At 39.5% G+C, this 25,745-nt stretch carries 21 protein-coding genes; 5 read left to right on the plus strand and 16 right to left on the minus strand.

The features are described 5' to 3' along the window. Nucleotides 1-11: 11 nt before the first annotated feature. Nucleotides 12-347 carry a tRNA-binding protein gene (locus tag I3B46_RS19045; protein ID WP_004917327.1) on the minus strand — a complete coding sequence of 112 codons (336 nt, stop codon included), beginning with the start codon at nt 345-347 and terminating at the stop codon, nt 12-14. 291 nt (nt 348-638) lie between these two features. Between I3B46_RS19045 and I3B46_RS19050 the strand changes: the two genes are divergently transcribed. Continuing rightward, a complete protein-coding gene (locus I3B46_RS19050) occupies nt 639-1,196 on the plus strand; it encodes an NADPH-dependent FMN reductase (protein WP_072502733.1) in 558 nt (185 codons plus the stop codon). Nucleotides 1,197-1,324: 128 nt separating this feature from the next. Here I3B46_RS19050 and potD read toward each other — a convergent pair whose 3' ends face one another. From potD to potA, 4 genes are all read right to left on the minus strand, one after another. Then, nucleotides 1,325-2,374 (minus strand): spermidine/putrescine ABC transporter substrate-binding protein PotD, encoded by a 1,050-nt coding sequence (potD, locus tag I3B46_RS19055; protein ID WP_014657409.1) that lies wholly within the window; start codon nt 2,372-2,374, stop codon nt 1,325-1,327. 213 nt (nt 2,375-2,587) lie between these two features. Further along, the gene (gene potC, locus I3B46_RS19060) at nt 2,588-3,364 is read right to left on the minus strand and encodes a spermidine/putrescine ABC transporter permease PotC (protein ID WP_004917333.1); all 777 of its coding nucleotides are present in this window, start codon (nt 3,362-3,364) and stop codon (nt 2,588-2,590) included. Next, on the minus strand, nt 3,361-4,224 hold the full coding sequence (gene potB, locus I3B46_RS19065) for a spermidine/putrescine ABC transporter permease PotB (protein ID WP_004917336.1): 864 nt from the start codon (nt 4,222-4,224) through the stop codon (nt 3,361-3,363). Before potB ends, potC begins: the two co-directional genes overlap by 4 nt. Continuing rightward, nucleotides 4,211-5,320: a spermidine/putrescine ABC transporter ATP-binding protein PotA gene (potA, locus tag I3B46_RS19070; RefSeq protein ID WP_004917339.1), complete on the minus strand. Its 1,110-nt coding sequence runs from the start codon at nt 5,318-5,320 to the stop codon at nt 4,211-4,213. The genes potB and potA overlap by 14 nt, the downstream gene beginning before the upstream one ends. A 784-nt stretch (nt 5,321-6,104) precedes the next feature. Here potA and I3B46_RS19075 point away from each other — a divergent pair. Next, entirely contained in the window at nt 6,105-7,751 is a 1,647-nt protein-coding gene (locus I3B46_RS19075) for a fumarate hydratase (RefSeq protein ID WP_004917343.1), read from the plus strand. 68 nt (nt 7,752-7,819) lie between these two features. On the opposite strand, the gene I3B46_RS19080 is transcribed toward I3B46_RS19075, so the two are convergent. The 6 genes from I3B46_RS19080 to I3B46_RS19105 all read right to left on the minus strand — a co-directional run bounded on the left by I3B46_RS19080 (nt 7,820) and on the right by I3B46_RS19105 (nt 13,794). Next, nucleotides 7,820-8,788 (minus strand): fimbrial protein, encoded by a 969-nt coding sequence (locus I3B46_RS19080; protein WP_004917347.1) that lies wholly within the window; start codon nt 8,786-8,788, stop codon nt 7,820-7,822. 15 nt (nt 8,789-8,803) lie between these two features. Next, nucleotides 8,804-9,355 (minus strand): fimbrial protein, encoded by a 552-nt coding sequence (locus I3B46_RS19085; protein WP_014657408.1) that lies wholly within the window; start codon nt 9,353-9,355, stop codon nt 8,804-8,806. Nucleotides 9,356-9,364: 9 nt separating this feature from the next. After that, nucleotides 9,365-10,093, minus strand: a complete 729-nt coding sequence (locus I3B46_RS19090) for a fimbrial biogenesis chaperone (protein ID WP_004917351.1) — start codon at nt 10,091-10,093, stop codon at nt 9,365-9,367. Nucleotides 10,094-10,104: 11 nt separating this feature from the next. Continuing rightward, nucleotides 10,105-12,504, minus strand: coding sequence for a fimbria/pilus outer membrane usher protein (locus tag I3B46_RS19095; protein WP_231405883.1), 2,400 nt, complete (start codon nt 12,502-12,504; stop codon nt 10,105-10,107). Between the two features lie 305 nt (nt 12,505-12,809). Then, on the minus strand, nt 12,810-13,370 hold the full coding sequence (locus I3B46_RS19100) for a fimbrial protein (RefSeq protein ID WP_004917353.1): 561 nt from the start codon (nt 13,368-13,370) through the stop codon (nt 12,810-12,812). Between the two features lie 121 nt (nt 13,371-13,491). Then, nucleotides 13,492-13,794, minus strand: a complete 303-nt coding sequence (locus I3B46_RS19105; protein WP_004917356.1) for a helix-turn-helix domain-containing protein — start codon at nt 13,792-13,794, stop codon at nt 13,492-13,494. A 1,254-nt stretch (nt 13,795-15,048) separates the two neighbouring features. Between I3B46_RS19105 and I3B46_RS19110 the strand changes: the two genes are divergently transcribed. Together I3B46_RS19110 and I3B46_RS19115 are read left to right on the plus strand one after the other, a co-directional pair. Continuing rightward, complete coding sequence (locus I3B46_RS19110) at nt 15,049-16,029, plus strand: nitrilase family protein (RefSeq protein WP_004917359.1); 981 nt, start codon at nt 15,049-15,051, stop codon at nt 16,027-16,029. 97 nt (nt 16,030-16,126) lie between these two features. Then, nucleotides 16,127-17,032: a LysR family transcriptional regulator gene (locus I3B46_RS19115; protein WP_004917362.1), complete on the plus strand. Its 906-nt coding sequence runs from the start codon at nt 16,127-16,129 to the stop codon at nt 17,030-17,032. 95 nt (nt 17,033-17,127) lie between these two features. Here I3B46_RS19115 and I3B46_RS19120 read toward each other — a convergent pair whose 3' ends face one another. The 5 genes from I3B46_RS19120 to dmsA form a co-directional block, all read right to left on the minus strand. Continuing rightward, nucleotides 17,128-18,447 carry a polysaccharide deacetylase family protein gene (locus I3B46_RS19120; RefSeq protein WP_004917363.1) on the minus strand — a complete coding sequence of 440 codons (1,320 nt, stop codon included), beginning with the start codon at nt 18,445-18,447 and terminating at the stop codon, nt 17,128-17,130. A gap of 260 nt (nt 18,448-18,707) precedes the next feature. Further along, on the minus strand, nt 18,708-19,322 hold the full coding sequence (dmsD, locus tag I3B46_RS19125) for a Tat proofreading chaperone DmsD (RefSeq protein WP_040132488.1): 615 nt from the start codon (nt 19,320-19,322) through the stop codon (nt 18,708-18,710). Between the two features lie 107 nt (nt 19,323-19,429). Continuing rightward, nucleotides 19,430-20,287 carry a DmsC/YnfH family molybdoenzyme membrane anchor subunit gene (locus I3B46_RS19130; protein ID WP_004917367.1) on the minus strand — a complete coding sequence of 286 codons (858 nt, stop codon included), beginning with the start codon at nt 20,285-20,287 and terminating at the stop codon, nt 19,430-19,432. Nucleotide 20,288: 1 nt separating this feature from the next. Then, a complete protein-coding gene (locus tag I3B46_RS19135; protein ID WP_014657404.1) occupies nt 20,289-20,906 on the minus strand; it encodes a DMSO/selenate family reductase complex B subunit in 618 nt (205 codons plus the stop codon). An 11-nt stretch (nt 20,907-20,917) separates the two neighbouring features. Further along, nucleotides 20,918-23,362, minus strand: a complete 2,445-nt coding sequence (dmsA, locus tag I3B46_RS19140; RefSeq protein ID WP_036942829.1) for a dimethylsulfoxide reductase subunit A — start codon at nt 23,360-23,362, stop codon at nt 20,918-20,920. A 1,050-nt stretch (nt 23,363-24,412) separates the two neighbouring features. Between dmsA and I3B46_RS19145 the strand changes: the two genes are divergently transcribed. Next, nucleotides 24,413-25,735: an MFS transporter gene (locus I3B46_RS19145; RefSeq protein WP_004917375.1), complete on the plus strand. Its 1,323-nt coding sequence runs from the start codon at nt 24,413-24,415 to the stop codon at nt 25,733-25,735. The last annotated feature ends 10 nt before the right edge of the window (nt 25,736-25,745 follow it).

Consider the following 25,745-nt stretch of genomic DNA (forward strand, 5'->3'; position numbering starts at 1 on the left):
CACTTGATCACTTAGGCAAGTAATGCCCCGTTAGGCAACGGTAGATTAAATTCAGCAAGTACTATCGCCCCTTTTTCATCCGGTGCACCTGTGATCAAAACCTCTGATTTAATACCGGCAATACGTTTAGGCTCAAAATTACAAACACATAAAACTCGTTTGCCGATCAGTTCCTCAAGGGTGTAATTTACAGTGATCTGTGCACTTGAGCGCTTCACACCTAATTCACCCAGATCGACGTCCATCACGTAGGCGGGTTTTTTAGCTTTACTGTTCACTTCTGCTTTAATAATTGTGCCAACGCGCATTTCAACACGAGTAAAATCATCCCATTCAATGAATTGCATAAACCTTACCTGAACTTAGTTATTAATAGACTTTTAGGCTAACACAAAATTGAAATAGGCTTTTATTGCTAAACACGCATTTTTTGTCGCCAAACTGTCATGGAAAATGATACAGATTGATTGGTCGATTTTATTTTAGTTATTCAGATAGTTATAAGTACTATAAACCGATAATAACCTGCCTGCTTTTGATTACCCACCATTTTTATATATCCAGAATTGGCTTTATAGAGTGATAAAGCGCTAAAATATATCAGCGAAGCATCCATTCACACTAGAGAAGGTTTAATTATGTCGAATCAATATAAAATTGGTGTCATCGTTGGCAGTCTACGCACAAACTCATACAACCGCCAAGTTGCAGAAGCCTTAGTGAAGCTTTTCCCTGATCATTTCACATTTAACTTTCTCGATATCAGTGAGCTTCCTTTATATAACCAAGATGCCGATAAACAGCTACCCAGCGTTGTCGCTAACTTTAAATCACAAATTGCCGAGTGTGATGGGATTATTTTTGTCACGCCTGAATACAACCGTTCAATCCCGGGTGTATTAAAGAATGCGATTGACCACGCATCGCGCCCTGCGGGGAATAATTCATGGAATGGTAAACCAGCAGGCATTTTAGGGGTATCAACAGGCAATATCAGTACTGCAATTGCGCAGCAGCACTTGCGTATCTGTCTAGCATCTTTAAATATGCCAACCATGAATCAACCTGAATGTTATTTGAAATGGTTTGAAGGTATGGTTGATGAACAACATAATTTTGCGCCGAAAAGCCAAGCATTTATTCAGGCGTGGGTGGATACTTATTGCCAGTTTGTTATCCGAAATGTTGCCAACTAATTGAGTGATATAAGAATAAACAACATCTACTTTTATCGGCTATAATCCGTATTAACAACAAAAAAGCACCGTAATTATGAAGTACTCCCATAACGTTGGGGGCTTCATTACGGTGCCTTTTGGTTTGATTAACGTCCTGCTTTTAACTTCTGGAAATACTCTTCATAAATAATGTTGGTATTGCCAACATCACTTTGCCATTCCCCTTTTTGCAATACCTCTTCACTTGGATAAAGAGACGGGTCATTAGCAATTTCCGGTGGTAGCATTTTCTTCGCTTCAAGGTTTGGCGTTGGGTAACCAATAGATTCGGCAACTTGTGCTGCAATATCAGGACGTAATAAGAAGTTGATCAACTTATGTGCCCCTTCAGGGTTTTTCGCATTGGCTGGAATAGCTAAGCTATCCATCCAGAAAATTCCCCCTTCTTTTGGCCAAATCACTTCAATCGGTAAACCTGCTTGGCGAGCAACAAAGGCTGAACCATTCCACAGCATGCCGACATCAACCTCACCTTCGATAAACGGCGTTGCTGGGTTATCAGAGTTAAATGCAAGGATATTTGGACGTAGTTTTTGTAACTCTTTATAAGCCTCTTCAATCTCTTTAGGATCGGTTGTGTTACCTGAATAACCGAGTTTTGTGAGTGCAACTTGGAATACTTCTCGTGCATCATCCATCATTAACAGGCTATTTTTATATTCAGGTTTCCAAAAATCGGCCCAAGAGGTGATTGAGCCTGGGTCAACGGCCTCACCATTAATACCGATCCCCGTCGCTCCCCAAATATAAGGAACGGAAAAATCATTTTGTGGATCGAACTCTTTATACAGTAAATTCGGATCTAGGTTTTTAAAATTACTTAGTTTTTGTTTATCGATTTTTTGTAGCATCCCCTCTTTACTCATTTTAGAAATAAAATAAGTAGAAGGAACGACCAAATCATAAGCCCCTTCTTTATAGGTCTTAAGCTTGGTGTACATACTTTCATTTGATTCGTAGGTGGAGTAAATCACCTTGATCCCAGTTTCTTTAGTAAATTGCTCTAATAAACCGGGGGGAACATATTCTGTCCAGTTATAGAAATACAGTACGTCTTTATTTTCGTCTGCGGCGGTTGCCGTGCCAATACTTGCAGCCATTAAGCCAGCCGCTAGTAGATAGGACCATTTTTTCATTACTGAGCATCCCTCAACAAAGTGTTTTCTTATACTCGCCATATTTCAAGTGACCATTAATGACTTTATTTAGCCGCTAATCGCTTGAATTATCTTGCGTATATATATCGTATAAGCTCATCTAGAGCTCACCCTCTTCGCCAAATGGCATTAAGTATGCGAGCTACCGAACCCAATAGCTCGCGACATTTACAACACAAAAAATTATTTGAGCTATTTCGAAAACTTATCTCTCATCACCCACTGGCTCAAACAGACTAATACTAGCGACATGATCAACAATACAGTCGCCAATGCGTTAACCTCTGGGGAAACGCCCACTTTTACCATCGAGTAGATTTTTAGCGGTAAAATTTCATAGCTAGGGCCTGTAACGAAGGAGGAGACCACAACGTCATCCATCGATAAGGTAAAGCTTAATAGCCAGCCTGCCACGACCGCAGGAAACGCTAACGGCAGGATAATTTTACGTAAAATAGTAAACTCACCCGCACCAAGGTCACGCGCTGCCTCTAGCATTTTCACATCAAAATCTTTCAGCCTCGCATAGACGGTAACCACCACGAAAGGTAGACAAAAAGTAATGTGTGAAAACAGTAGCGACCAAAAACCAAGCGAAACCCCTAAAAGCATAAACAATACCAGTAGAGAAATGGCCATAACGATATCCGGCGACATCATCACAACAAATAACATACCACCGACAAAGGGTTTCCCTCTAAAACGATAACGAAACAGTGCAACTGCCGTTAACGTACCGATAATTGTCGCAAACGTGGCAGAAATAATCGCCATCGTTAATGAATGTCCTGCCGCTTGCAACAAACTATCGTTGTTGATTAACAGCTCATACCATTTGGTTGAAAAACCTTGCCAACTGATCCCAAAACGCGATTCATTGAACGAGTTCACAATCAAAATGATAATTGGAATATAAAGATAAGCGTAGACGATGGCCATAAAGCCACCTCGTAACGTGCGACCGATCATTCTTCATATGCCTTTTTATTCAATAGCTTAGCAGCTCGGTAATACACATACAGCAACAGCCCCATCATCACCGTTAAGAAGATGCTGGTTGCCGCACCAAACGGCCAATCGCGAATATTTAGGAACTGGCTCTTAATAACGTTCCCTATCAAGAGGTTTTTCGCTCCCCCCATCAGATCCGCAACATAGAACAGCCCCATCGCTGGCAGTAAAACAAGTAAGCAGCCGGCGATAATCCCAGGCATAGTCAATGGAATAATTATCTTCACAAATGTCTGGAGTTTGTTAGCACCGAGATCTCTTGCGGCTTCTAAGTAAGACTTATCCAACTTTTCAATACTGGAATAAAGCGGCATGACCATAAAGGGTAATAAAATATAGATAAGCCCTAACACAACCGCTTCAGGTGTATACATCAGACGTATCGGCTTATCGATAAGCCCTATCCACAGCAAGAAATCATTCAAGTACCCTTTCGTACTCAAAAACACTTTTAGCCCATAAATGCGAATTAAAGAGTTAGTCCAGAAAGGCACTATCAACAAAAAGAGCATTAAAGGCTGTAGGCGTTTAGGTAATTTCGCCAAAATAAAGGCAAAAGGATAACCGATAACTAAGCAGAAGAAAGTGGCGATCAGCGCCATATTCAACGAGTGGAGCATCACCTCAGCATACATGGGATCAGACAAACGGATGTAGTTATCCCATGTAAAGATCATATCAACAAGATTGGTATCACTGCGTGTTAAAAAGCTCGTACCAATGATCATGATGTTAGGCAAAAATACAAAGAGTAATAGCCATGCCACCACGCCCGTGATAATGACATTTTGTAAGATCTTGTGTTTACGCCTGATCATCCAGTACCACCTCCCAGCTTTCAACCCAAGTTACAGCAACTTTTTGGTTTAAGGAGTGGTCTACATCTGGGTCATCTTCATTGAAGAATTCGCTGACCATGATGATTTTGCCATCTTCCATCTCTACCACAGAATCTAACGTCATTCCCTTATAGTTACGTTCACGCACATAACCGATTAAACCGGGATAGTTTTCTGCATCGTTCACCTCTTCTACGCGCAAATCTTCCGGGCGTAATAAAACATGAACCGATTGGCCTTCTTGGACAGGTAAAGTGGTAAAAATGTCACATTCATGCCCTTCAACATTGGCACGAATACGTTGTTCATCAATGCGATATAAGACTTTTGCATCAAAAATATTGATTTCACCAATAAATTGAGCCACAAAGAGGTTTTTAGGCTCTTCGTAAATTTCACGCGGCGAGCCATCTTGCTCAATTTTGCCTTCACGCATAACAATAATACGATCTGACATTGCAAGGGCTTCTTCTTGATCATGGGTAACGAAAATAAAGGTGATCCCCAATTTACGTTGCAGCGCTTTTAGCTCATTTTGCATCTGCTTACGTAGCTTATAATCAAGTGCGGATAAAGACTCATCCAGCAAAAGGACTTTTGGACGATTAACGACGGCACGGGCGATCGCAACGCGCTGTTGCTGCCCACCAGAGAGTTGATTTGGTCGACGTTGTGCAAAATCCTCCAACTGCACCATACGCAATGCTTGATCAACTCGCTTTTGGATCTCGTCAGCAGGGGTTTTCTGCATACGCAAACCAAAAGCAACGTTTTCAAAAACGGTCATATGCGGGAACAGAGCGTAGCTTTGGAATACCGTATTCACAAAACGCTGCTCAGCAGGGATATCTGTAATATCCTGACCATCAAGAATAATTTTGCCTTCATCAACATCTTCTAGGCCGGCAATTAAACGTAGAACCGTTGTTTTGCCACAGCCAGAAGGGCCTAAAATGGTCAAAAACTCACCATTTTGGATGGTTAAGTCAAGCTCGGATATAATTTGTTTGCCATCGAAAGCTTTATTAAGTGCTTTCAATTCGACGAGTGGTGTCAGAGAGGTTGTCTCAGTCATTTATGCTACACTCTATCCCTATGAATAATGCAGATAGAACCGCTACCGTTAAAGACTGTGTAAGCTTATCGGAGATTTACTCTTCATACTTCCCCAGCAAAGCCCAAAACCAGTAGCGCCATTTAAATTTCATTAAGTGGTGCATGATAAACACTGTTTGTGTAAATTGAAAGCCATTTTCAGTACTTTGTTTGCATTTCATTATGAAAACGCAATGAAAGAATTCCCTTTGTCATAAAAACAAGCCACTTAACCATAGTTACACTAAGCAATAAGCCATTGTAAAACAACATAAAGCCACACTTAAGTTAGCTTTTCATTGTTCATAACAGAAAGCAACAAAGTATTTGTTATAGTTCAATAAAATATAGGCTAGAACAATCGAAAACATCCAAACATTAAAAATAAAACTGATATCGATTTGGTCATATTCTCATGCCATTTTTACAACTGAATGTCAAAAATAGATAGCCGATAATATTCATCACATATAACCAAAATAAACCGATGTTTATTATTCTGTGACCTTCGGCAAGTTTCTAACTTAAATCAAATGTAATATCGATAATATTAATCGAAATCATATTATTCACCACATCTCGTTGAATATAATCATCTTATCAAGATAGACACGCGATATTTATTATTTCTAATGTGTGCTTATTTTGGTCTTTAACAATTTATATAACGCTGAGGGCCGCTTTAAAGTGCATCTATAAAAATAAATATGCCCTCACTGAATCTATTAACGATATTCCATTGAATTGATATGTGAGTGAACAACATGCCTAATAAAGAGTTTTTCTACCAACCCCTTTATCCTTTATCTGAGGATAAGACTGAATATTACCAATTAACGGATAAATATGTTTCTGTAGAATCCTTCGCAGGTAAGGATATATTAAAAATTGAGCCAGAGGCATTAACCGTGCTTGCCCAACAGGCTATTCATGATTCTCAATTTTTCCTAAGAACTGCACACCAAAAACAAGTTGCCGCCATCTTGTCTGATCCTGAAGCGAGTGAAAATGACAAATACGTGGCTTTACAACTCTTACGTAACGCTGAAATCTCAGCGAAAGGTATTTTGCCAAACTGCCAAGATACTGGCACAACGACGATTGTTGCTAAAAAAGGCCAACAGGTTTGGACTGACTGTAATGATGCCGAGCTATTATCTCGTGGTGTTTATCATGTTTTCCGCCAAGAAAACTTACGCTTTTCACAAAATGCCGCCTTAGATATGTATACAGAAGTCAATACAGGTACTAACTTACCTGCTCAAATTGATATTTTTGCTACCGAGGGGGATGAATACCATTTCTTGTTTGTTAATAAAGGCGCAGGATCAGCCAATAAATCGGCACTATTTCAAGAAACCAAAACGATTTTAGAACCAAACAAGTTAACAGCATTTCTTATCGAAAAAATGAAGGCATTAGGAACCACTGCTTGCCCTCCATACCATATCGCCTTTGTGATTGGTGGTACTTCAGCAGAAGCAACATTAAAAGCAGCCAAGCTTGCTTCAACGAAATATTATGACAATCTGCCTACATCCGGTAATGAACACGGCCAAGCATTTCGAGACATTGAATTAGAAAACACCCTACTTGAAGCAACTCGTCATTTTGGTTTTGGTGCACAATTTGGTGGTAAATATTTTGCGCATGATGTCAGAGTCATACGCTTACCTCGTCATGGAGGCTCCTGCCCAATTGGCTTGGCCATTTCATGTTCTTCTGACCGTAATATCAAAGCCAAAATCAATAAACAGGGTTTATGGATTGAAAAAATGGAGCAGAACCCAGCCCAATATATCCCTGAATCTTTACGCCAACATAATGAAGCTAAAGTGGTTCACATCGACCTCAATCAACCGATGAAAGCTATCTTAGCAGAGCTCAGTAAGCACCCTGTTTCAACCCGTGTTTCACTCAGCGGCCCACTCATTATTGCTCGTGACATTGCCCATATGAAACTGAAAGAGCGCTTAGATAAGGGTGAGGAACTACCACAATATTTTAAAGATCATATGGTTTATTACGCGGGTCCTGCTAAAAAACCAGAAAGTAAAGTTTCTGGCTCTTTAGGCCCCACAACGGCGAATCGCATGGATCCGTATGTTGATTTATTCCAATCCCACGGTGGTAGCATGCTCATGCTGGCAAAAGGTAATCGCACCCAAGTGGTTACTGATGCTTGCAAAAAATACGGAGGATTCTATTTAGGCAGTATTGGTGGTTCAGCAGCAATTTTAGCGCAAGAGTATGTAAAAAGTTTAAGTTGCCTTGAATACCCTGAATTGGGAATGGAAGCCGTCTGGAAAATGGAAGTTGAAGGATTGCCAGCCTTTATTTTAGTTGATGATAAAGGCAATAATTTCTTCGAACAGGTACAAGACCAAACATGTAAAAAGTGTATTAAATAATCAAAAAAATAACGGCGACCTACTCTATGGTCGCCGTTTTTGATGCGATAAATAAACAGGTATCGTCGCTAATAATAATTTATTCGTACAACTGTTGAGGCATTAAATTTCCCCGTATTTACTGTTGGCGCAACTTTTTTAATTGATGCTGTATAATTACGTGTTACTGAAGTGCTGCCTGTCGCTAACGTACCGAAAAACTGGAAATAGTTGAACTTCATTCGATTATTTTTATCGTCAAAGAGCGTTAAGTTTGTACCATTTTTCAAGTCAATCGCATATTCTCCATTAAGCTGTTCAGTCGTTTCAAAATTAATATTCATTGAGAAATTATCTAAACAACCTCTTTTCACCGCTTGTACTTGGAATTGTTTTTTAAATTCTTTCCCTTGGTTAAGATCCGTTACCATTAATTGCCCAAAATCAATTTGTTGTGATTCTGGAAACACTTTAATATCGGCTCCGCATTTCAAAAAACGGATCCCACGTAATCCTGAAATTGAATATCTTAGGTTTTTAGCTCCAGGCGTAGTATTAATCCCCCCACTGCCATCAAATTGGAAAACCGTAAATTGGTTATCCCCATTATAATTCCCCGATGGTGGAACGACCCCCGTCACTTTAATATACAGGGTGAAAGTCACAGTGACCGTCACACTTTGGCCTTTACGAATAGGATTTGTGCCTAAATTGACACGCTGCTGATTTCTTTCTAACTGTTCCCCCTTGTAATTCGCCCCCAACAATAGCCCTGCACCAATCTTTTGGGAGGTCGGGTTAAAATACATATGAACAACGTCAACCGCGTTACCTAATACGTTATTGCAATAAACGGTCACCGTCATTGGGTCTGATTGCCAGATAATAGTATTTGCTGGTGTATCTGCTGGAATGGCTAATTGTCCAACAGGAACCGGAGGTTTAATAACATCACCTGTACCATATTCCACGCAATCTAATGCAAATGCTTTTGTGCTAAAAAATACCAATAACAATAAAAGCGATAATCCACTGTGCTTAATAAATCTGTGTATCATGAGTTATACACCTTATTAAAGATAGGCAATGCTCAACATAATTTGTGCTTTGATATTACCTATGGTTAAGTCTTTCCGAGGAAGGTAGCTTTCTAACATTGAGTAAAGTGTAATTTGCTGATTATCATCGAAATAAATAGAGTAATTGCGATATTCTCCATTAGGTACAATATTGCCATTTTTATCCATTAATCGGATGCCATATCCTTCTAATATCGTCTTGCCGCCAAATAAATCACGGTCTGAGCTTTTTGTTGGCTCAGAAATAAACATTAGCCGAACAACCGGTTTTCTATCATCACGATTAAAAGAGGGAAAAATGCAATCATCAAATTTTAACTTGATCTCTTGCTTAGGGCTTCTATCCCCTATTTCATTAAAGAAATTCAGAGAAATTGGTCCTAAATCAATATTTTGATCCAATGAAGAAAAACTGATCTTACAAGGCAATGAAATGACTTGCCCCGTAAAATTAAGATCGCCCTTCATCATGCTGCTATCGGCATAAACCCAGCTACTTAGCAGCAAAGAAATACAAAGGCTTATTGATATATAACAATTTCTCATTGCCAGCACCTATTTACTTTCGTTAGCCAACTGACAAACAGACGCAGCACATTGGTAAGTCAACATTTTCATACCACCATAATCATCCATATAACCTGTATATAATTGCTTAAATGGCGTTGTAGGAACTGTGACACTTTCCTTTGACATTGGAGCAATCATAACGCTTTCAAAATCAGGAAAATTATTGGTCGTGTTGCTACTTAAATACCCCAAAGTCACATAATATTTAGTTGGGTTTTCAATCAATAAACGGTTACCGGAATGAGTATATTTCAATTCTTTCGCCCAAACTTTATCGCTATTATTTTCAATTTGAGCTGGTCGATAGAACATTTTTAAGCGACTTTGAATTGCAATTTGCACCACGTTTTCTTTATTTGAAACTGGCGGGATCTCTCGGACATTCAGATAAAATAGCGATTCTCTGTCTTGGGGCAATTTATCTATTGCCTCCGTCTTAATAATTTTTATTTGGTTTTTCGTATTTGGCTCAACTCGCTGCATCGGAGGCAGCACCGTAAAAGGCTCTGCAATCTTATTTCCCTTATCATCTTCCATCCATGACTGAGCAAGATAAGGTAATGTTTTACTTTGGTTATTAATAACTAAACTGACTGATTTATCCTGACCGGGAAAAATGATCCGTGTGCGATCGATATTGATTGCAGCAAATGCGGTTTGCACACTGATAAACACGAATGAAAGGCAAACAGTGCCTTTATATAATTTATTCATAACAATTTCCTTTAAAGGCAGGGGATCAAAACTTTACTTTGTTCTTTTCCAGAAAAATTGGTAAAACTTAATTGGCATTGTTCATTTCCACCCGCCCACTTAACGGTATATTTCTCAGTAGGAGTAATCCCTGTTAAATACACAATCCCATTATCAGCAATAATGCCGACCTCTCTCCCTGAGTTGGCTTCTATAACACTGGTGCCTAATGGCGGATATTTCCCATTTCCCATACGAATAATGGCTAATATACGTTTTCCCTGATTGGCTCGAATGGTTTGATAACCTATCGCGCCCTCCGTCAAAGTCTTACCAATAATGTTGTCGTTGACATCAACATCATCAGGTAACGTATTCATATCGATATACACATCTGAATTAGAGAAACTATTTAAATTAGTCGCGACACCGATACCAAAGCGATTAGTCACTGACTGGCCATTATCAATAGAAATTCCTGCAACATCACCACTATCAATGACTACCCGAGGTTCATTACTAGTACCATTACGATGAAGCGCCGCACCATATTTCGTGGCCGTCATGGAGCCGTACCAACTTCCGCCGAAGGCTCGATAAGCATTCACATTTTCAGTCGCATTGAGATTTAATACACCATAAGCCGATGAGTACTGATAACTACCACTGATACTAGGCTCCATTCGGCCAAGTTGACGTTTATCGCCCCCAGCACGTAAACTCCAATAGTTGTTGTTAATGTTTTCACTGTAATACGCGACTGATTGATTTAACTCTTTGCCATCATTCGCATATTGCAGGTCATAACTGATAGAGGCGCCACTTTCTAGCGGAATAGAGAGTGATAAATACGCTTGGTTATCATCCGTTTCTTGGTACTTTATTTTATTTAATGACAATGTTGCTGACATATTTCTGATATTACCAAGGTTAAATATTTTGCTCAGACTCATGCCAAATGTCGTGGTTGATTCACTATTCCAAAATTGGTGGTGAGACGCATTAAGATATAAGGTGGCATCCAATAAACTGATATATTGGTTAAAGGATGCGGTATACACATTTTTATCTCGCCTAAAATCCAACATGCCGTTTGCAGCATCGATGTATTGCGGCATAGTTAAAAATGCTTTATCCGAGAACTTATAACCCGCAAAGGTGATCTGTGAGTTAGTGGATTCAAATCGTTTAGAATAATTTAAGCGGTAGCTATTTCCTGAATAAGTCCCCAAATTATTTAACTTCGCCTTAGCGCGTGTAATATCAAATGAAAGAGCGCCGAACTGGTTCATGTTTTGCCCAATACCAACGTTAATGGCTTGATATTCGTTGTTATTAAGCGTGGCAATCACTCCCCCGAATAAGGATGTACGACTAAAAAGGCCATAAGAGGCTTCACCTGCAATAAACCGCGGTTTAGTACGTTGTGAACGGCCAAATGGGCTAGATTCCCCCACTGAAAGCTTATATAAAAATTGCCCCTGCCGCGTTAAAAAAGGCAGCGATGCCGCGGTGACTTGATACTGTGTTTGGCTGCCATCTTCCTCTTGAATGGTGACATCTAACGTACCTTGTACCGCCTCGGTGATGTCCTGAATATTAAAAGGCCCTGGTGCAACACGAGCTTGTTTAATCACACGCCCATTTTGAGTAATAGTGACCATTGCATTCGTTTTGGCAATTCCTGAAATTTGTGGCGCATAACCACGCATCGAAGGGGGTAACATGCGAGTATCACTAAAAATCGACGCGCCAACAAAACGAAAACTGTCAAAGAGCTCCGTTCTTAAATATGACTCTCCTAATAAAATTTTTGCCCCTAATTCAGGGAAGGCTCTAAAGGCATAAAATTGCGTCCAATCAAATCGTTGGTTTGTTTTACCTTGTGAGCGATTATATTGATATTGATAGTCAGCACGGAAACGCCACGCACCTAAATTCCCCCCCGTTGTTCCGTTGCTACTGGCGCTAAAGGTTTCATTGCTATTTTTTGGCGCAGAATAGTTAGTAAATAGATTGTAGTCTATTAATAAACCTGCAATTCCATTATCCCATTGCGATGGTGGCACCCAGTAAGGGTCATCATATTCCAACCAAGCTTGAGGGATTGAAAATAGAATATTTTGGTTTGCTTTATCGAAAACATAATTTATGTTCATTGATTTAGGCAATTCAATACACTGATTACGCTTATCCTGTAATATTTTATTCCTAATGCTCGTTTTTAAGGAAAAAAGCTCTATCATTTCAGGCGTAATACAGAGTGCTGAAGTGTCTTTATTAACTTCAATAAACTTAATGAAATATTGTCCCGATAACTTACGACCATTTAATGTAATGTCTGTAAGATATTCACCTGCAGGTACAAAATCTGGATTGGAAAATTGACTGAGATCGATGTTGTCTCTATCTTTTGCATCAATAATATTCATATTAAACTCTATTGCATTAGATACACTTGATACCGACAGTGTAAGAAAAATAGAGAATAATAATTTATTCATATTTGGTTGAAGCGACAAAAACATGATAATCCCAGTCAAATAGATAAACTAATCAAAACAAGGGGAAAAGCAACAGGCAAATAAATGCCTGTTACTGATATGTACTCAAAATAATTCACATTTTATCTAAATAACAAACGGAATAGCTTTTACCACTATCAAGAGTAATAAAACTCATTAAGCCATTACATTCTTAATAAATAATAAAATAACTTTAAGTATAATGTGAAAATTTATAGGTAATTTAAGGCGTAAGTTGCTTGAGAAATAATACTACCTGTTTCTACCTTATTACCATTTGCTTCAACGCGTGCGCTAAATGTTAATTTATTCGCACCATTCACCAGTGGCATTTCAACGCTGGTATCCCCAACTTTCATGACTGCACCGTCTGCGTTAATTAGGCGAACGCCAACACCTTTCGATGTTCCCGTGTTAGCCAATAAATCCTTTTTCGTGGTATCTGGAGTACCAGAGAATGTCACTTTCACTTTACTGACCGCAGGGAAAAGCACTTTGTCGTCTGCACCCGTCACCGCAGCCAGATCACAATTCTCTAATGCAATAGTGTACTGAACGCTTTGGCTAAATTTATTGCCCGTTTCTAATACTTTATTCGCGACTTGACCTAAATCGACATTAACTGTTCCATCGCCAGGTAAACTGCACGGTGCATTAATGACTTTACCTGTAAAGTTAATGACACCACTTCCTTGGTCAATAGCTGCATTTGCAACTCCAGTAGCACATGAAGCAACAATAGTTGTAGCTAATATGGTTTTAACAAATTTCATTTCATTTTCCTATTTAAGACAAAAGACTAACGTACATAAACTCCCTAACGATAAAAATCGTTAGGCAGAAATTTATTATTATGTTGTGGCTGAGGAAGGCTATGAAGTAGTAATATGAAGTTTATAGATAATGATTAACTACCATATGATTCACAAGGTTATTTTTAATTTCATTGTCATTTATTAATTCAACACGACCTTCTATTGAAAAGATTTCATCGTTAAAAAAACAGATCAAATCGGTTTCAAGTGCTTTAGCCAAACTAAGAAGATTATCTAATGTAATATTACATTCACCCCTTTCATAGCGTGAAACTTGCTGTTGACTGATACCAACTAATCCAGCAAGTTCAGCACCTGAAAGCCCTAATTCTTTTCTTCTTTTGCGAATTTCTTTACCAACGATCTGGTTTACATTTTTCATTTATTAAGACCTGACCTAATTTAAAATAGTCAATAATGACATGGATAAAGCAATAAAAGCTCATTTGTTTATTATTATTATTTTAATTTATCCCTACTTAAGAAATAGAGATAATCGTAAAGGTCTAATTTGGAGTGATTATAGAACGCATTGCTCGAAAGTAAAACTGTTTGTAACGATCGATACGATCAATCAAATTAGACAAAACCTATCAAAAACATCTATTAAAAAAAAGAATAATGCCTCAATAAACCTATTCATATTTTATTATGTTTTTATTATCCTCCCCAAATAATAAATCTATTTTAAACGGATGATATTTAACATTAATTCACTTTACCCCCCACCGTTGTAAACATAGAAAAGAATAGAATATTAATAACGAATTAAGAGTATTAACCAACTATACTCAATAATGCTTTTTTATTGTTGAAATATAAGAATAATTTATAAAATATATTCAAAAATTCAAATTTAATCATTCTTTTTAGATTCTAATTATTTTACCATCGCCAGTGGTTTATTTATTTTATCTTATGTGAACAAGTAAAAAATTTAGTAGCAAAATCATACTCGGTATAGGAGTATAAAATATGTTAAACATCCGCTTTATTGCTCTTATTTGCATTTTAACTTCCTTTAGTAGGGGTTAGGTGGTTTTCAATCGTTACATTTGATACAAAGTAAACTTATTAGTAGTTTTTACTAATACCCTCTCTTGTGAAAAAATATATAACCCCTTATAATCAACAACATATAGTTTTTACTAAGTGTAACAAAGTAATATTGAATGTTTCTATTTACTGTAATAGTTATATTTGGTTGACGTTAAATAGCACAAAAAGACTATTCGTTATCAACCATCAATAAGCTCAAAAAACGTTAATCCTGAGTTTATTAGATAGTTTGACTTAAAACCTAAAAATTGATAGAGAGAATAGAGAGATATAAAACAATCTATTCTTAAGCTAGCACTAATGCTAACGTTCTTTGAAATATTTTTTTATCGATGCCTTTACAGATAAAGCAACAAAAAATCCAATAGCTTTGGCCGTCTTATAGAGTGAAATACTATGCTTCTAAATAAGATTGGAGTAAAAATTGGCTGATCATTTTTCACTATCATGGAAAATAAATCGCTATTTTGTGCGGAAGCCATTTAATAACCATTGGTTATCGAATAAGAGAATATCTCATTATACCTAGCTCAAATTATATGGTGTTATCTACTCATCGTAAGAGAGGAGATACCCTATGTCGACACCAATTCGAGTCGCCACCGTACAATTCCAACATAAAGCCTCTGATAAGGCTTATAACCTAAAACAGATCCATGCATTTATCGATCAGGCCGCATCTCAAGATGTGCAAATACTTGTGCTGCCAGAAATGTGCATTACAGGTTATTGGCACGTGCCTAAGCTGCCTAGCGAAGCTGTCTATCAGCTCAGTGAAACTTTACATGATAGCCCATCATTAACACCTATCCGCCAACGTGCAAAAGAGCTTAATATGATCATTGGCGTGGGGTTAATTGAAAAAGGCTTAGATGATAAATGCTATAATACTTGGGTTGCTTGTATGCCTGATGGCACGTATCACGCCCATCGGAAATTACATGCCTTTGAGCATCCAAGTATTCATTCAGGCGATAGCTACACTGTGTTTGATACGCCGTGGGGAGTGAAAGCAGGGATCTTAATATGTTGGGATAATAATTTAGTCGAGAACCCACGAGCAACCGCATTAATGGGAGCTGATATTATTTTAGCACCACACCAAACGGGGGGAACTCATTCCCGTAGCCCATACAGCATGAAGCCAATTCCTCTTCCTTTATGGGAGAACCGAGAAAAAGATCCTGAAGCATTACGAGAAGCCTTTCAAGGGGAACATGGTCGTGGCTGGTTAATGCGTTGGTTACCTGCTCGCGCCCATGATAATGGCGTCTTTTACATTTTCAGTAATGGCGTTGGTTTAGATGACGATGAAGTCCGTACAGGTAATGCCATGATCATCGACCCATATGGTCGTATTATCAACGAAAGCGATGCTATTGATAATGATATGGTGATCGCCGAGCTAGACTTAAGCTTACTTCCAATGTCAACTGGTCGCCGCTGGATGTCAGGCCGTCGCCCTGAGTTGTATAATATTTTGACAAAAACAATGGGTTATGAGCGTGATGCGCGAAGTGTGCGATTTGCTGATAAGCCTGTCGCAATTTCAAAATAACAGCAGCACATTTCCTTAAATGGATAATATACTTGTAGAGACGCCATTCAGGGTCTCTACAAGTTAACATGACTGATAAATTTACTGATGAGGCGTAATGGATACCCGATTATTACGTGCTTTTGTTGTTTTAGCTGACACGGCAAACTACCATACGGCTGCATCCCAATTGTGTATCACCCAACCCGCACTAACGAAGCAGATTAAACTGTTAGAGCAACAGCTCTCAATAACGTTATTTGAACGAGGTCGACATGGTGCACAACTGACTGAAAATGGTCGTAAGCTGCTCCCTTTTGCGCAACAAGTATTATCTCAAGCTGAGCTACTTTTGAACCGAGCAAGCGAATTGAGTACCCAATTCCCGAAATCTATTCATGTTGGATTTGGCATATCAACGTTCCAAGAAGCCTCTTTTTTCGTTGCGCGTTTGCGAGAACATTTAAAACAGACAACGATTTACTTTGATGATATGCCGTCAGATATCATGTCGCAAAAATTAGAAAATCATCAATTACAGGTTGCATTTTTACGCCGTCCTGAAATTGCATTTTCTACAGATTTTACAGTGCACCCGTTAAAACAAGAGACCTTGGCTCTCGCCATTTCGACATCACAACTCAGTGATGACCCCGTGAAACAGCTATTAATAAAGCACCCTTATTTATCGCTGCGTAAAGAAAGAGGTAGCGGACTATCACATCAAATCGAACGGTTCCTGGGCCAACAGGGGATCTCATTAGAGCCGGTACAAGAGGCTAGCGATATTCAAACCATCATCGCACTGGTTGCCGCTGGTGTGGGAGTCAGTTTAGTTCCTTATAGTTCAAGGCATATTAGCCGCCACGATGTGGCTTTTATCCCCATTGAAGACAGCCCATCGGCTATGTGGAATATTGATGTAGTTTGGTCATTAGCACTGCCTAAGCCTTGGCAAAATACCATTATGACACTACTTAAAGAAACTATGCTTCGTTTCAATCATAGCCCGAGTCTAAAATAATACTATTTAGTGATTGCTATGGTCATGTCAGGCTTCTTAATCGTAATTCCATAAAGGAAAGCGCATTCGCTTTCCTTTATTATTCGTCGCTATGCTTACCTATCAACCACAATATTTTTATTGACGATATTATCACTGCGGTTCCCCACCATCTGAGCGAACTTTTCGATAGGATCTGTTTTTAGTGCATACAATCTTTTTAATGCCAATGGGTTATCCCCTAAGCGTACTTTGCCTTGTATAGTCGTTACAGCAAGGTGCATTCCTGCTTGTTTTGCTGCGTTCATTGCCGTTTGGTTAAAACCACCAAATGGATAGGCTAAATAACGTTGCTCACGGGTAAATGGTTGTAAAGCATGCATAGAGCGTTGGAAATCTAAGAAGATAGTATGCTCTTTGCGACTAAAAATAACAGGGTTTTTACGAGCATCTAGCTTATGTAAGAAATGCGTGTGTGACTGAATATTAAACACATCTTGGCTACTTTTAATTTCCTGCTTACTCATAAATTGTAAACCATCTGCCGACCACTTTTGCGGCACACTTTTAATACGCGAAGAAATAACGAACAATGTGGCCTGTTGATGGTTATTTTTTAAAATTGGATACGCGTAGCGATAAACCGATTTCAAGCCATCATCAAACGTCAACACCACCGATTTAGCAGGCAAATTAACCGATTTATCTAAATATCCCTCAAGATCAGATAATGACAGTGTTTGGTAACCCGCCTGCTTCAAGTAATCCATTTGGGCGCGAAATGCCTCGACAGAAGTGGTCGTCGATGTATGCTGAAATTTTTTATTCTCACTTTCTTTGAGTAAGTGATGATAAGTGAGAACCGGTATCCCTTTGTCTATCTCAACCTCATCTGATTTGATATACCCTAAGCGGTCACCTAAGCGAATGGTTAACCAAGCTGTTTTTTCACCATTTTTTTCTGTTTTGATCATCCGATCCAACACGGGATAACGCAAATTACCAAATAGCATCGCGATTGGCTGGCTGTTTGCTTTTGCTGAGCGATAGACTAATGTGTTTTGTGTCGTGATCAGATAATTGTAGATAGGGTTATTTAAGTCATTTAACCTATCGTCTTCCGGTTTTAAACGTGGTTTTAAAGGTGATACTTCTTCTGTGTTCACATAAGCATAATCATTACCAAACTGCATAGGTCGATAATCACCAGCAGGCTCATACATATAGAAACCATGTTCAGAATAAAGCTCGGCGACGGCTTTCATTTCCCCAGCAATAGGCGCAAAAATCGTCTCATTCTGTTTAATCTGCATGAGTGTTGGCGGGGTATCAGCCAATTGCCAATCTTCTGTACTTTGTGGCGGTGTTAGAGCAAATGATTTTGGGATCAATAAAAAAATGAAAATAACAAATAATATCCACGACTGATTACGCATACTCTACCCATAATAACGACCAGAGAAAAAAACCGGCTTATTCTAAACCGACTCAATAGCTATTATCCCTATACTTTACAAAAAATAATTTATCTAAATAAGATGATGACGAGAGATAACACACCCAGTGTATTCTCGTCATTGTCTCAATTCGTATAACGAATAACCAATTTTTAGTGGAGGGGGCGGTAGTGGTGGGTCGTATTCGCTATGTTGATATAGCCCTTTCATTCAGGGCTATACCACAAATTTAATCATATTTAACGATAGAAAATCGCCTTTTCAGCCGCTTTCACATCAAGCGATTGCTGCCAATTCACTAACGTCAAATGGGCAAGTTCCGCAAGTCCGACATAGAAAGAAAAATGAGCATCTGCCTGCATTTTATTAAGATAGTGCACACCCCAAGGCAATATGTGTTGAGCCAACAGTTCATTGAGTTTGGCAGGGTTATTTTCTGCCACCCATGCGACCATCATTAATAATAAGCCAAAGTGATCTTCTGGTTCATTTTGCGTTAAACAAATATCAATCTGGTTATGTTGCATCCACTCGCGTAGTTGCAATGTTGATTCACCAAAAATCACATTCTCTTTATCGAGCCAAACAGATCCCCAAGGTGGTGCTGGTAACGCATATGGGCCTATAAATAGCCGCTGATATGCGTCATCCAATGTTTCATTATCTGTCTGTATTATTGCCATTTTATCGGCGATCGCCTGCTTTTGCTCCTCAGAGCCATACGGCCACTCTTCCGCCCATTGTGGCGTTGATAGCAATGCGATAATGTCTTGGATATCATTCGGTGCATAATAAAAGGCAGCACCGAGTACGCGTGCTGTCAAAGAGATAGAATTTAAAGTTTGTTCACTCATGGTGTATTTTATTCGCTTATTATTCGATACTTAACGGCTGTTTGCCTTGATTTAACCACAAATAGTTTAAAAGGCTTAGCAGTAAATCACTAAGCCTTCTTCTCAGTTTAATTAACCGCCATACCAACGGTCATATGTAGGCCGTAAAAAACACCACGCCCCACGATTTCACCTGCGAGCACGAATAAAAAACCGATCCCCATATTAATCACAGAAGGGTTACGTTTTGCCACTAATGGCATTATCCAACAACCTAACCCCATTGCAATGGCAACGATTTTAATATCCATGAGTATTCCATAATCTGGCACTAGGTCGACCGCTTTTTGTACGGGTGTTTCTATACTTGCCAAATCAAAGCCTTGGGTGATTGCCACACATACACTGACGAGTAATGCAACCACACTCAATGCAGGAATACGGCGAATACATTGCAAATCAAACCCAGCGATACGTAACAACAGTGCAGCTAATATTGGGCCACCAAGGAATGCCGTTAAGACAAAATTTAGGGTGGTATAGCTGTTATTCCAAGTTGGAACAGTATCAATCAGGTAAACGCGAGATGTTGCAACAATAAAGACTGCTGCCATGACCATCACGACTAATAGCCATAATTTGCCGAGTGCCGCTGGCATTTTATTAAGCACCGCCAGAAGCCAGTAAAAACCGCCCAAGGCAAAAAACAGCGCCCCACTCGCTACCTCATTACTCAGTGATGATGCCCCTAAGCGATTAAATGAGTTGAAAGCGCGTAACGGTGTTCCCATATGTGTCGTGGATAATAGGAAGCCTATCCCCATCAATAGCCACAAACCAAACATGCTGTAATGCACTTTACGGTGAAGCTCTGTTGACAGTTTTCCACTGAGTATCACCGCTGCCATAAAAATAAAAGCACCCGCCACGCTTTGGCCTATCACCGTGAAAAACATCAATGGCCATTCATGAATTCCCGATCCCATATTATACCTCCTCCGGGTTAGCCAGATGCCCAGTGGTATCTCCGACAGGACGGCTATTGGCATTCAATTTTAAGACAATGTTTGGATGCGTATATTTTGCCGATGGCAATGGCGCGATTTCCGCTAAAGTCCCATATTTTTCACGTAGCTCTTCAATAGGCGCCATATCCAGTGCTCGTAATGGACAAGACTCAACGCAGATAGGTTTTTTACCTTCTGCCACTCGCTCATAACAGCCATCGCATTTTGTCATATGCCCCTTCACTTCATCGAATTGTGGAGCACCGTAAGGGCACGCCATACTACAGTAACGGCAACCGATACACACCTCTTCATCGACAACAACAAAGCCATCTTCACGTTTATGCATCGCGCCACTTGGGCATACTTTAGTACAAGCAGGATCATCACAGTGGTTACAAGATATTGACAGATAATAGGCAAAGATATTCTGCCCAAATACACCATCCTGCTCGGTCCAATCTCCTCCTGCATATTCATAGATGCGGCGGAAGTTAACTTCCGGAGATAAGTTTTTAAAGTCTTTGCATGCTAGCTCACAGGTTTTGCAGCCAGTGCAACGACTTGAGTCGATATAAAAACCATATTGCGTTGACATAACTGACATCCTTAAGCTTTAACAACTTCAACAAGATTAGAATGTGATGGGTTCCCTTTCGCCAAAGGCGATGGGCGTTGGGTGGTTAACACGTTAATACTTCCAGCGTGATCCACACGGTTACCATCTGGGTCATACCAAGCCCCCTCACCCAAACCAACGACACCCGGAACAATACGTGGTGTGACTTTCACTTTCACACGTACCTCGCCTCGGTCATTAAAAACGCGGACTAAATCACCATGCTTAAGATCCCGTTTTGCGGCATCTTGTGGGTTGATCCACAACTCTTGTGGGCAGGCGGCTTTCAAAACATCCACGTTGCCATAAGTAGAGTGAGTACGTGATTTATAGTGGAAACCTGTTAACTGTAATGGGTACTTATCCATAAGTGGGTCGCCATATTGCTCAAAACCCGGTGAATAAACAGGTAATGGGTGGATCACATCTCCCTCGTCTAGCTCCCACGTTTTTTGCAATTCAGCTAATTGGGAAGAGTAGATCTCAATTTTACCTGACGGTGTCGTCAGGGGGTTCGCAACGGGGTCTTCACGGAAGTTACGATAGGCAACATGATGGCCTTTCGGATCCCGTTTTTTGAAAATACCTTGTGCGCGGAACTCTTCAAATGTTGGTAATTCAGGCAATGCTTCGCGAGATTGTTCGTATAAATGACGTAACCACTCCTCTTGGGTTCGATTCTCGGTGAACTGCTCACCAACGCCCATACGCTTAGCAATTTCGCTCGTCATTTCATAGATATTGCGACTTTCAAAACGAGGTTTAATCGCCTGATCAGCAAAAATAACGTAAGACATGTTGCCCGCCGAGGCATCCATACAGAAATCCATCTGCTCCGATGCGGTACAATCAGGCAGCAAGATATCCGCATATTTTGCTGAGGCTGTCATGTGGTTATCAATCACCACAATCATTTCGCATTTAGATTCATCCTGTAAAATTTCATGAGTGCGGTTAATCTCTGAATGCTGATTCACTAAGCAGTTTCCTGCGTAGTTCCACACCATCTTAATCGGCACATCAAGCTTATCTTTACCACGGACGCCATCGCGGGTCGCTGTCATCTCAGTGCCACGTAATATGGCATCGGTCCACATAAACATTGAGATGCTGGTTTTGACTGGATTGGTTAAGGTCGGCATACGAACAAAGGGAATGCTGTACGACCCTTCCCGAGCACCAGTATTGCCACCATTAATCCCGATATTACCGGTTAAAATAGCGAGCATGGCGATCGCGCGAGAGGCTAATTCGCCGTTAGAGCGACGTTGAGGCCCCCAACCTTGAACGATATAAGCAGGCTTCGCCATGCCGATCTCGCGGGCGAGTTTCACGATACGTGCAGCAGGGATACCTGTAATAGGAGCTGCCCATTCAGGCGTTTTTGCTTGTCCATCGGGGCCGTCACCTAAAATATAGGCTTTATAATGTGCATTTTTCGGGGCCCCAGCTGGCATTGTCGTTTCGTCGTAGCCCACACAGTACTTATCAAGAAATGGCTGATCGACTAAGTTTTCTTTGATCATCACATAGGCAAGCGCACTCACTAACGCCGCGTCTGTTCCCGGTCGAATCGGGATCCATTCATCCTCACGTCCAGCGCCTGTATCGGTATAGCGGGGATCGATAATGATCATTTTTGCATTCGATTTTTCGCGAGCTTGTTCAACATAATAGGTTACCCCGCCGCCGCTCATACGCGTCTCACTCGGGTTGTTGCCAAACATCACGACCAATTTGGAATTTTCAATATCAGAAGGACTATTACCATCAGCCCAGCCGCCATAGGTATAGTTCAGCCCTGCGGCAATTTGCGCGGTACTATAGTCACCATAGTGATTTAAATAACCGCCACAGCAATTCATCAAACGAGCAATTAATGTTGCACCCGGTGGCCATGATTTTGTCATCGTGCCACCTAACGTACCTGTACCGTAGTTTAGGTAAATAGATTCGTTACCGTAGTCATTGATTAAGCGCTTCATGTTGTTAGCGATAACATCAAAAGCCTCATCCCAACTAATACGTTTGAATTTTCCTTCACCACGTTTACCAACACGCATCATGGGGTAGCGTAGGCGGTCTGGGTTATACACGCGACGTCGCATTGAGCGTCCACGTAAGCAAGCACGTACTTGATGCAGTTCTTCATATACATCATTACCCGTGTTATCGGTTTCGACGTATTTAATTTCACCATCAACGACGTGCATACGTAATGGGCAACGGCTTCCACAGTTTACAGTACATGCACTCCAAACTACTTTCTCTTCTCCGGTGGGTGTCGCTGTTTTTTGCTCTGCGGCAGCGGAGGCGCTGAAAGGCAGAGAGAACCCTCCAGCCGCTGCTGCCAAACCCGTGATAGTTCCGGCCTTAACAAAGCCACGACGGGTAAGAGGAGCAAAAACGGATGCTTTCTCTTTTATATTTGCCATACATAACTCACTCAATTAATTTGCTTTAAATGTTAAAAAGTAAACTTCCAACAAAACGGAATAAAATATATTTAAGGTGTGTACTGCCAGTAATAGACACGATTAATCACATGGGTGAAAAATAAGATTTTGATAATTTAATGATAACAACCCATCAAATTAAGAGATTGTTTTACATCAATAAACAGACTAATAACTCACGTTATTAACCAAACTAACTTATTGAAAATAGAAATAATTTATAACATTACCGATATGTACAGCAGTATATACTGATGAATTTTTATGATAAATTGATAGATGAAATCAGAATTAAATATCGATAGCTTTATTTATCAAATAATATTTTTAGTGAATTATACCTAAAAACAAAACCTCTATATTAAGTTAAAGAATAATTAACAAAAAAAATTAAACTAATAATGTTAATAAAAATACCGATTATTCATATTTATCATGATAAAATACATAATATAAACTTTATCAATAAATAATAAACTAAAATGATAATTATTAGTATTTATTTGAGTTTTCGATAAACCAACTCTATTTGGCTGATGGCACATTGAATGCAAACATCTTAAAAAATCATTTATTTCAATATATTATGATATTTTTCGTATGCAGATTAGCTGTTTCAATAAAATAAAAAATTAAATGGCAATATCGAAACAGAACAGTGAATATTCAATAACTCCTCTCCTATCATCGATAATACATTTATTTTTTTAATCTAAATACGTTACTTTTTATATTTAAAATGACGTCTAATATGATATTTTTACGCATATTCTTAGCATGAAATTATTTTTATTTACGAGTATTCCGAATAAAGATAAAGCGCATGTAACAAATAAGCTAAAAAGTAAAAAAACTCATATAAAACACTCAGTTAGTTAAAACATTTAGTGTTGTTAGTTATCTAAAAATGACATGAAAAACAGGATATTGATCTCAATATTTAATTTACATTACCGTCAAATATTGACTCACTAAGTAAATACCGCTATTTGTTGAATTATTGTTAACTAATATTGCGGTGGTGATAAATTGGAAATATCTCAAGATAATGTAAAAAGAACGGATGCAACGCTAGATGCCAATGCAAGATCAAAATGCATTCGAGGAATTGTTGGAGCAGCTTCTGGTAACCTAGTGGAATGGTTTGATTTCTATATCTACGCTGTTTTTGCTGCCTATTTTACTAAAGCGCTTACTCCGCAAAATATGGATCCACTGACGCAATCTATCTATGTCTGGGGGGTGTTTGCTGCAAGTTTCTTTATGCGTCCAATTGGTAGTTGGCTATTTGGTCGGATTGCTGATCGCCATGGTCGAAAGCGTTCGATGGTCGCATCCATTTATTTGATGGGGTTTAGTTCTTTCTTGTTTGCCGCCTTGCCAACTTATGAGCAAGTCGGGATGTTTGCACCATTGTTATTGCTACTCGTGCGCTTGTTGCAAGGCTTATCTGTCGGTGGCGAATATGGTGCCGTCGCAACCTATATGAGTGAACTCGGCCTTAAAGGACAACGGGGCTTTTTTGCTTCATTCCAATATGTCACATTATCCGGAGGGCAGTTATTAGCAAGCTTGCTCAGTGTTATTTTATTAGCGTTTCTCACTGAACAACAGCTACAGGATGGTGCTTGGCGTATTCCTTTTGTCATTGGGGGGATTGCAGCGATAGTCTCATTAATTGCTCGAAAACGCCTTGATGAAACCTTAAGTAATGAAGCATCAGAAGCAAAAGAGTCAGGTTCTTTAATCGCTCTTCTAAAACAGCATTGGAAATCTTTCTTTTTAGTCGTTGGTTATACTGCCGCAGGCTCTCTCTGCTTTTATATTATAACCGTTTACTCAAAGACCTATCTCACAAACATCGGTATTGATAGCAAAGTGGTTGGTTACATTATGACCGTATCACTCTTTGTGTTCATGCTGTCTCAACCTGTGTTCGGCATTATTTCTGATAAAATTGGCCGCCGAGCAGCAATGATTACCTTCACGCTATCCATGCTGCTATTTATCTACCCAGTGATGGTGATTGGCATGCGTTATTTTGCTCAGTCTCCTATCATTATCGCCTTATTACTGATTTTCTTAATGATGCTGTTAAGTTTTTACACTTCTATTAGTGGGCTAGTAAAAGCTGAAATGTTCCCGCCTCATTTACGAGCGTTAGGTGTTGGGGTCTCATATGCGATAGGGAATGCTATTTTTGGCGGCTCAGCTCCCTCTGTTGCACTACAATTTAAAGCCAGCGGCGCAGAAAACGCCTTTTTTATCTATGTCATGGTTGTATTGTGTATCTGCTTATTTTGCTGCTTCCAGCTACCTAAAGAGCCTGAGTATTTAAATGACCGCCATTAATTAACTTATA

It is taken from the genome of Providencia sp. 2.29, from assembly GCF_015832305.1.
Classification (GTDB): domain Bacteria; phylum Pseudomonadota; class Gammaproteobacteria; order Enterobacterales; family Enterobacteriaceae; genus Providencia; species Providencia stuartii.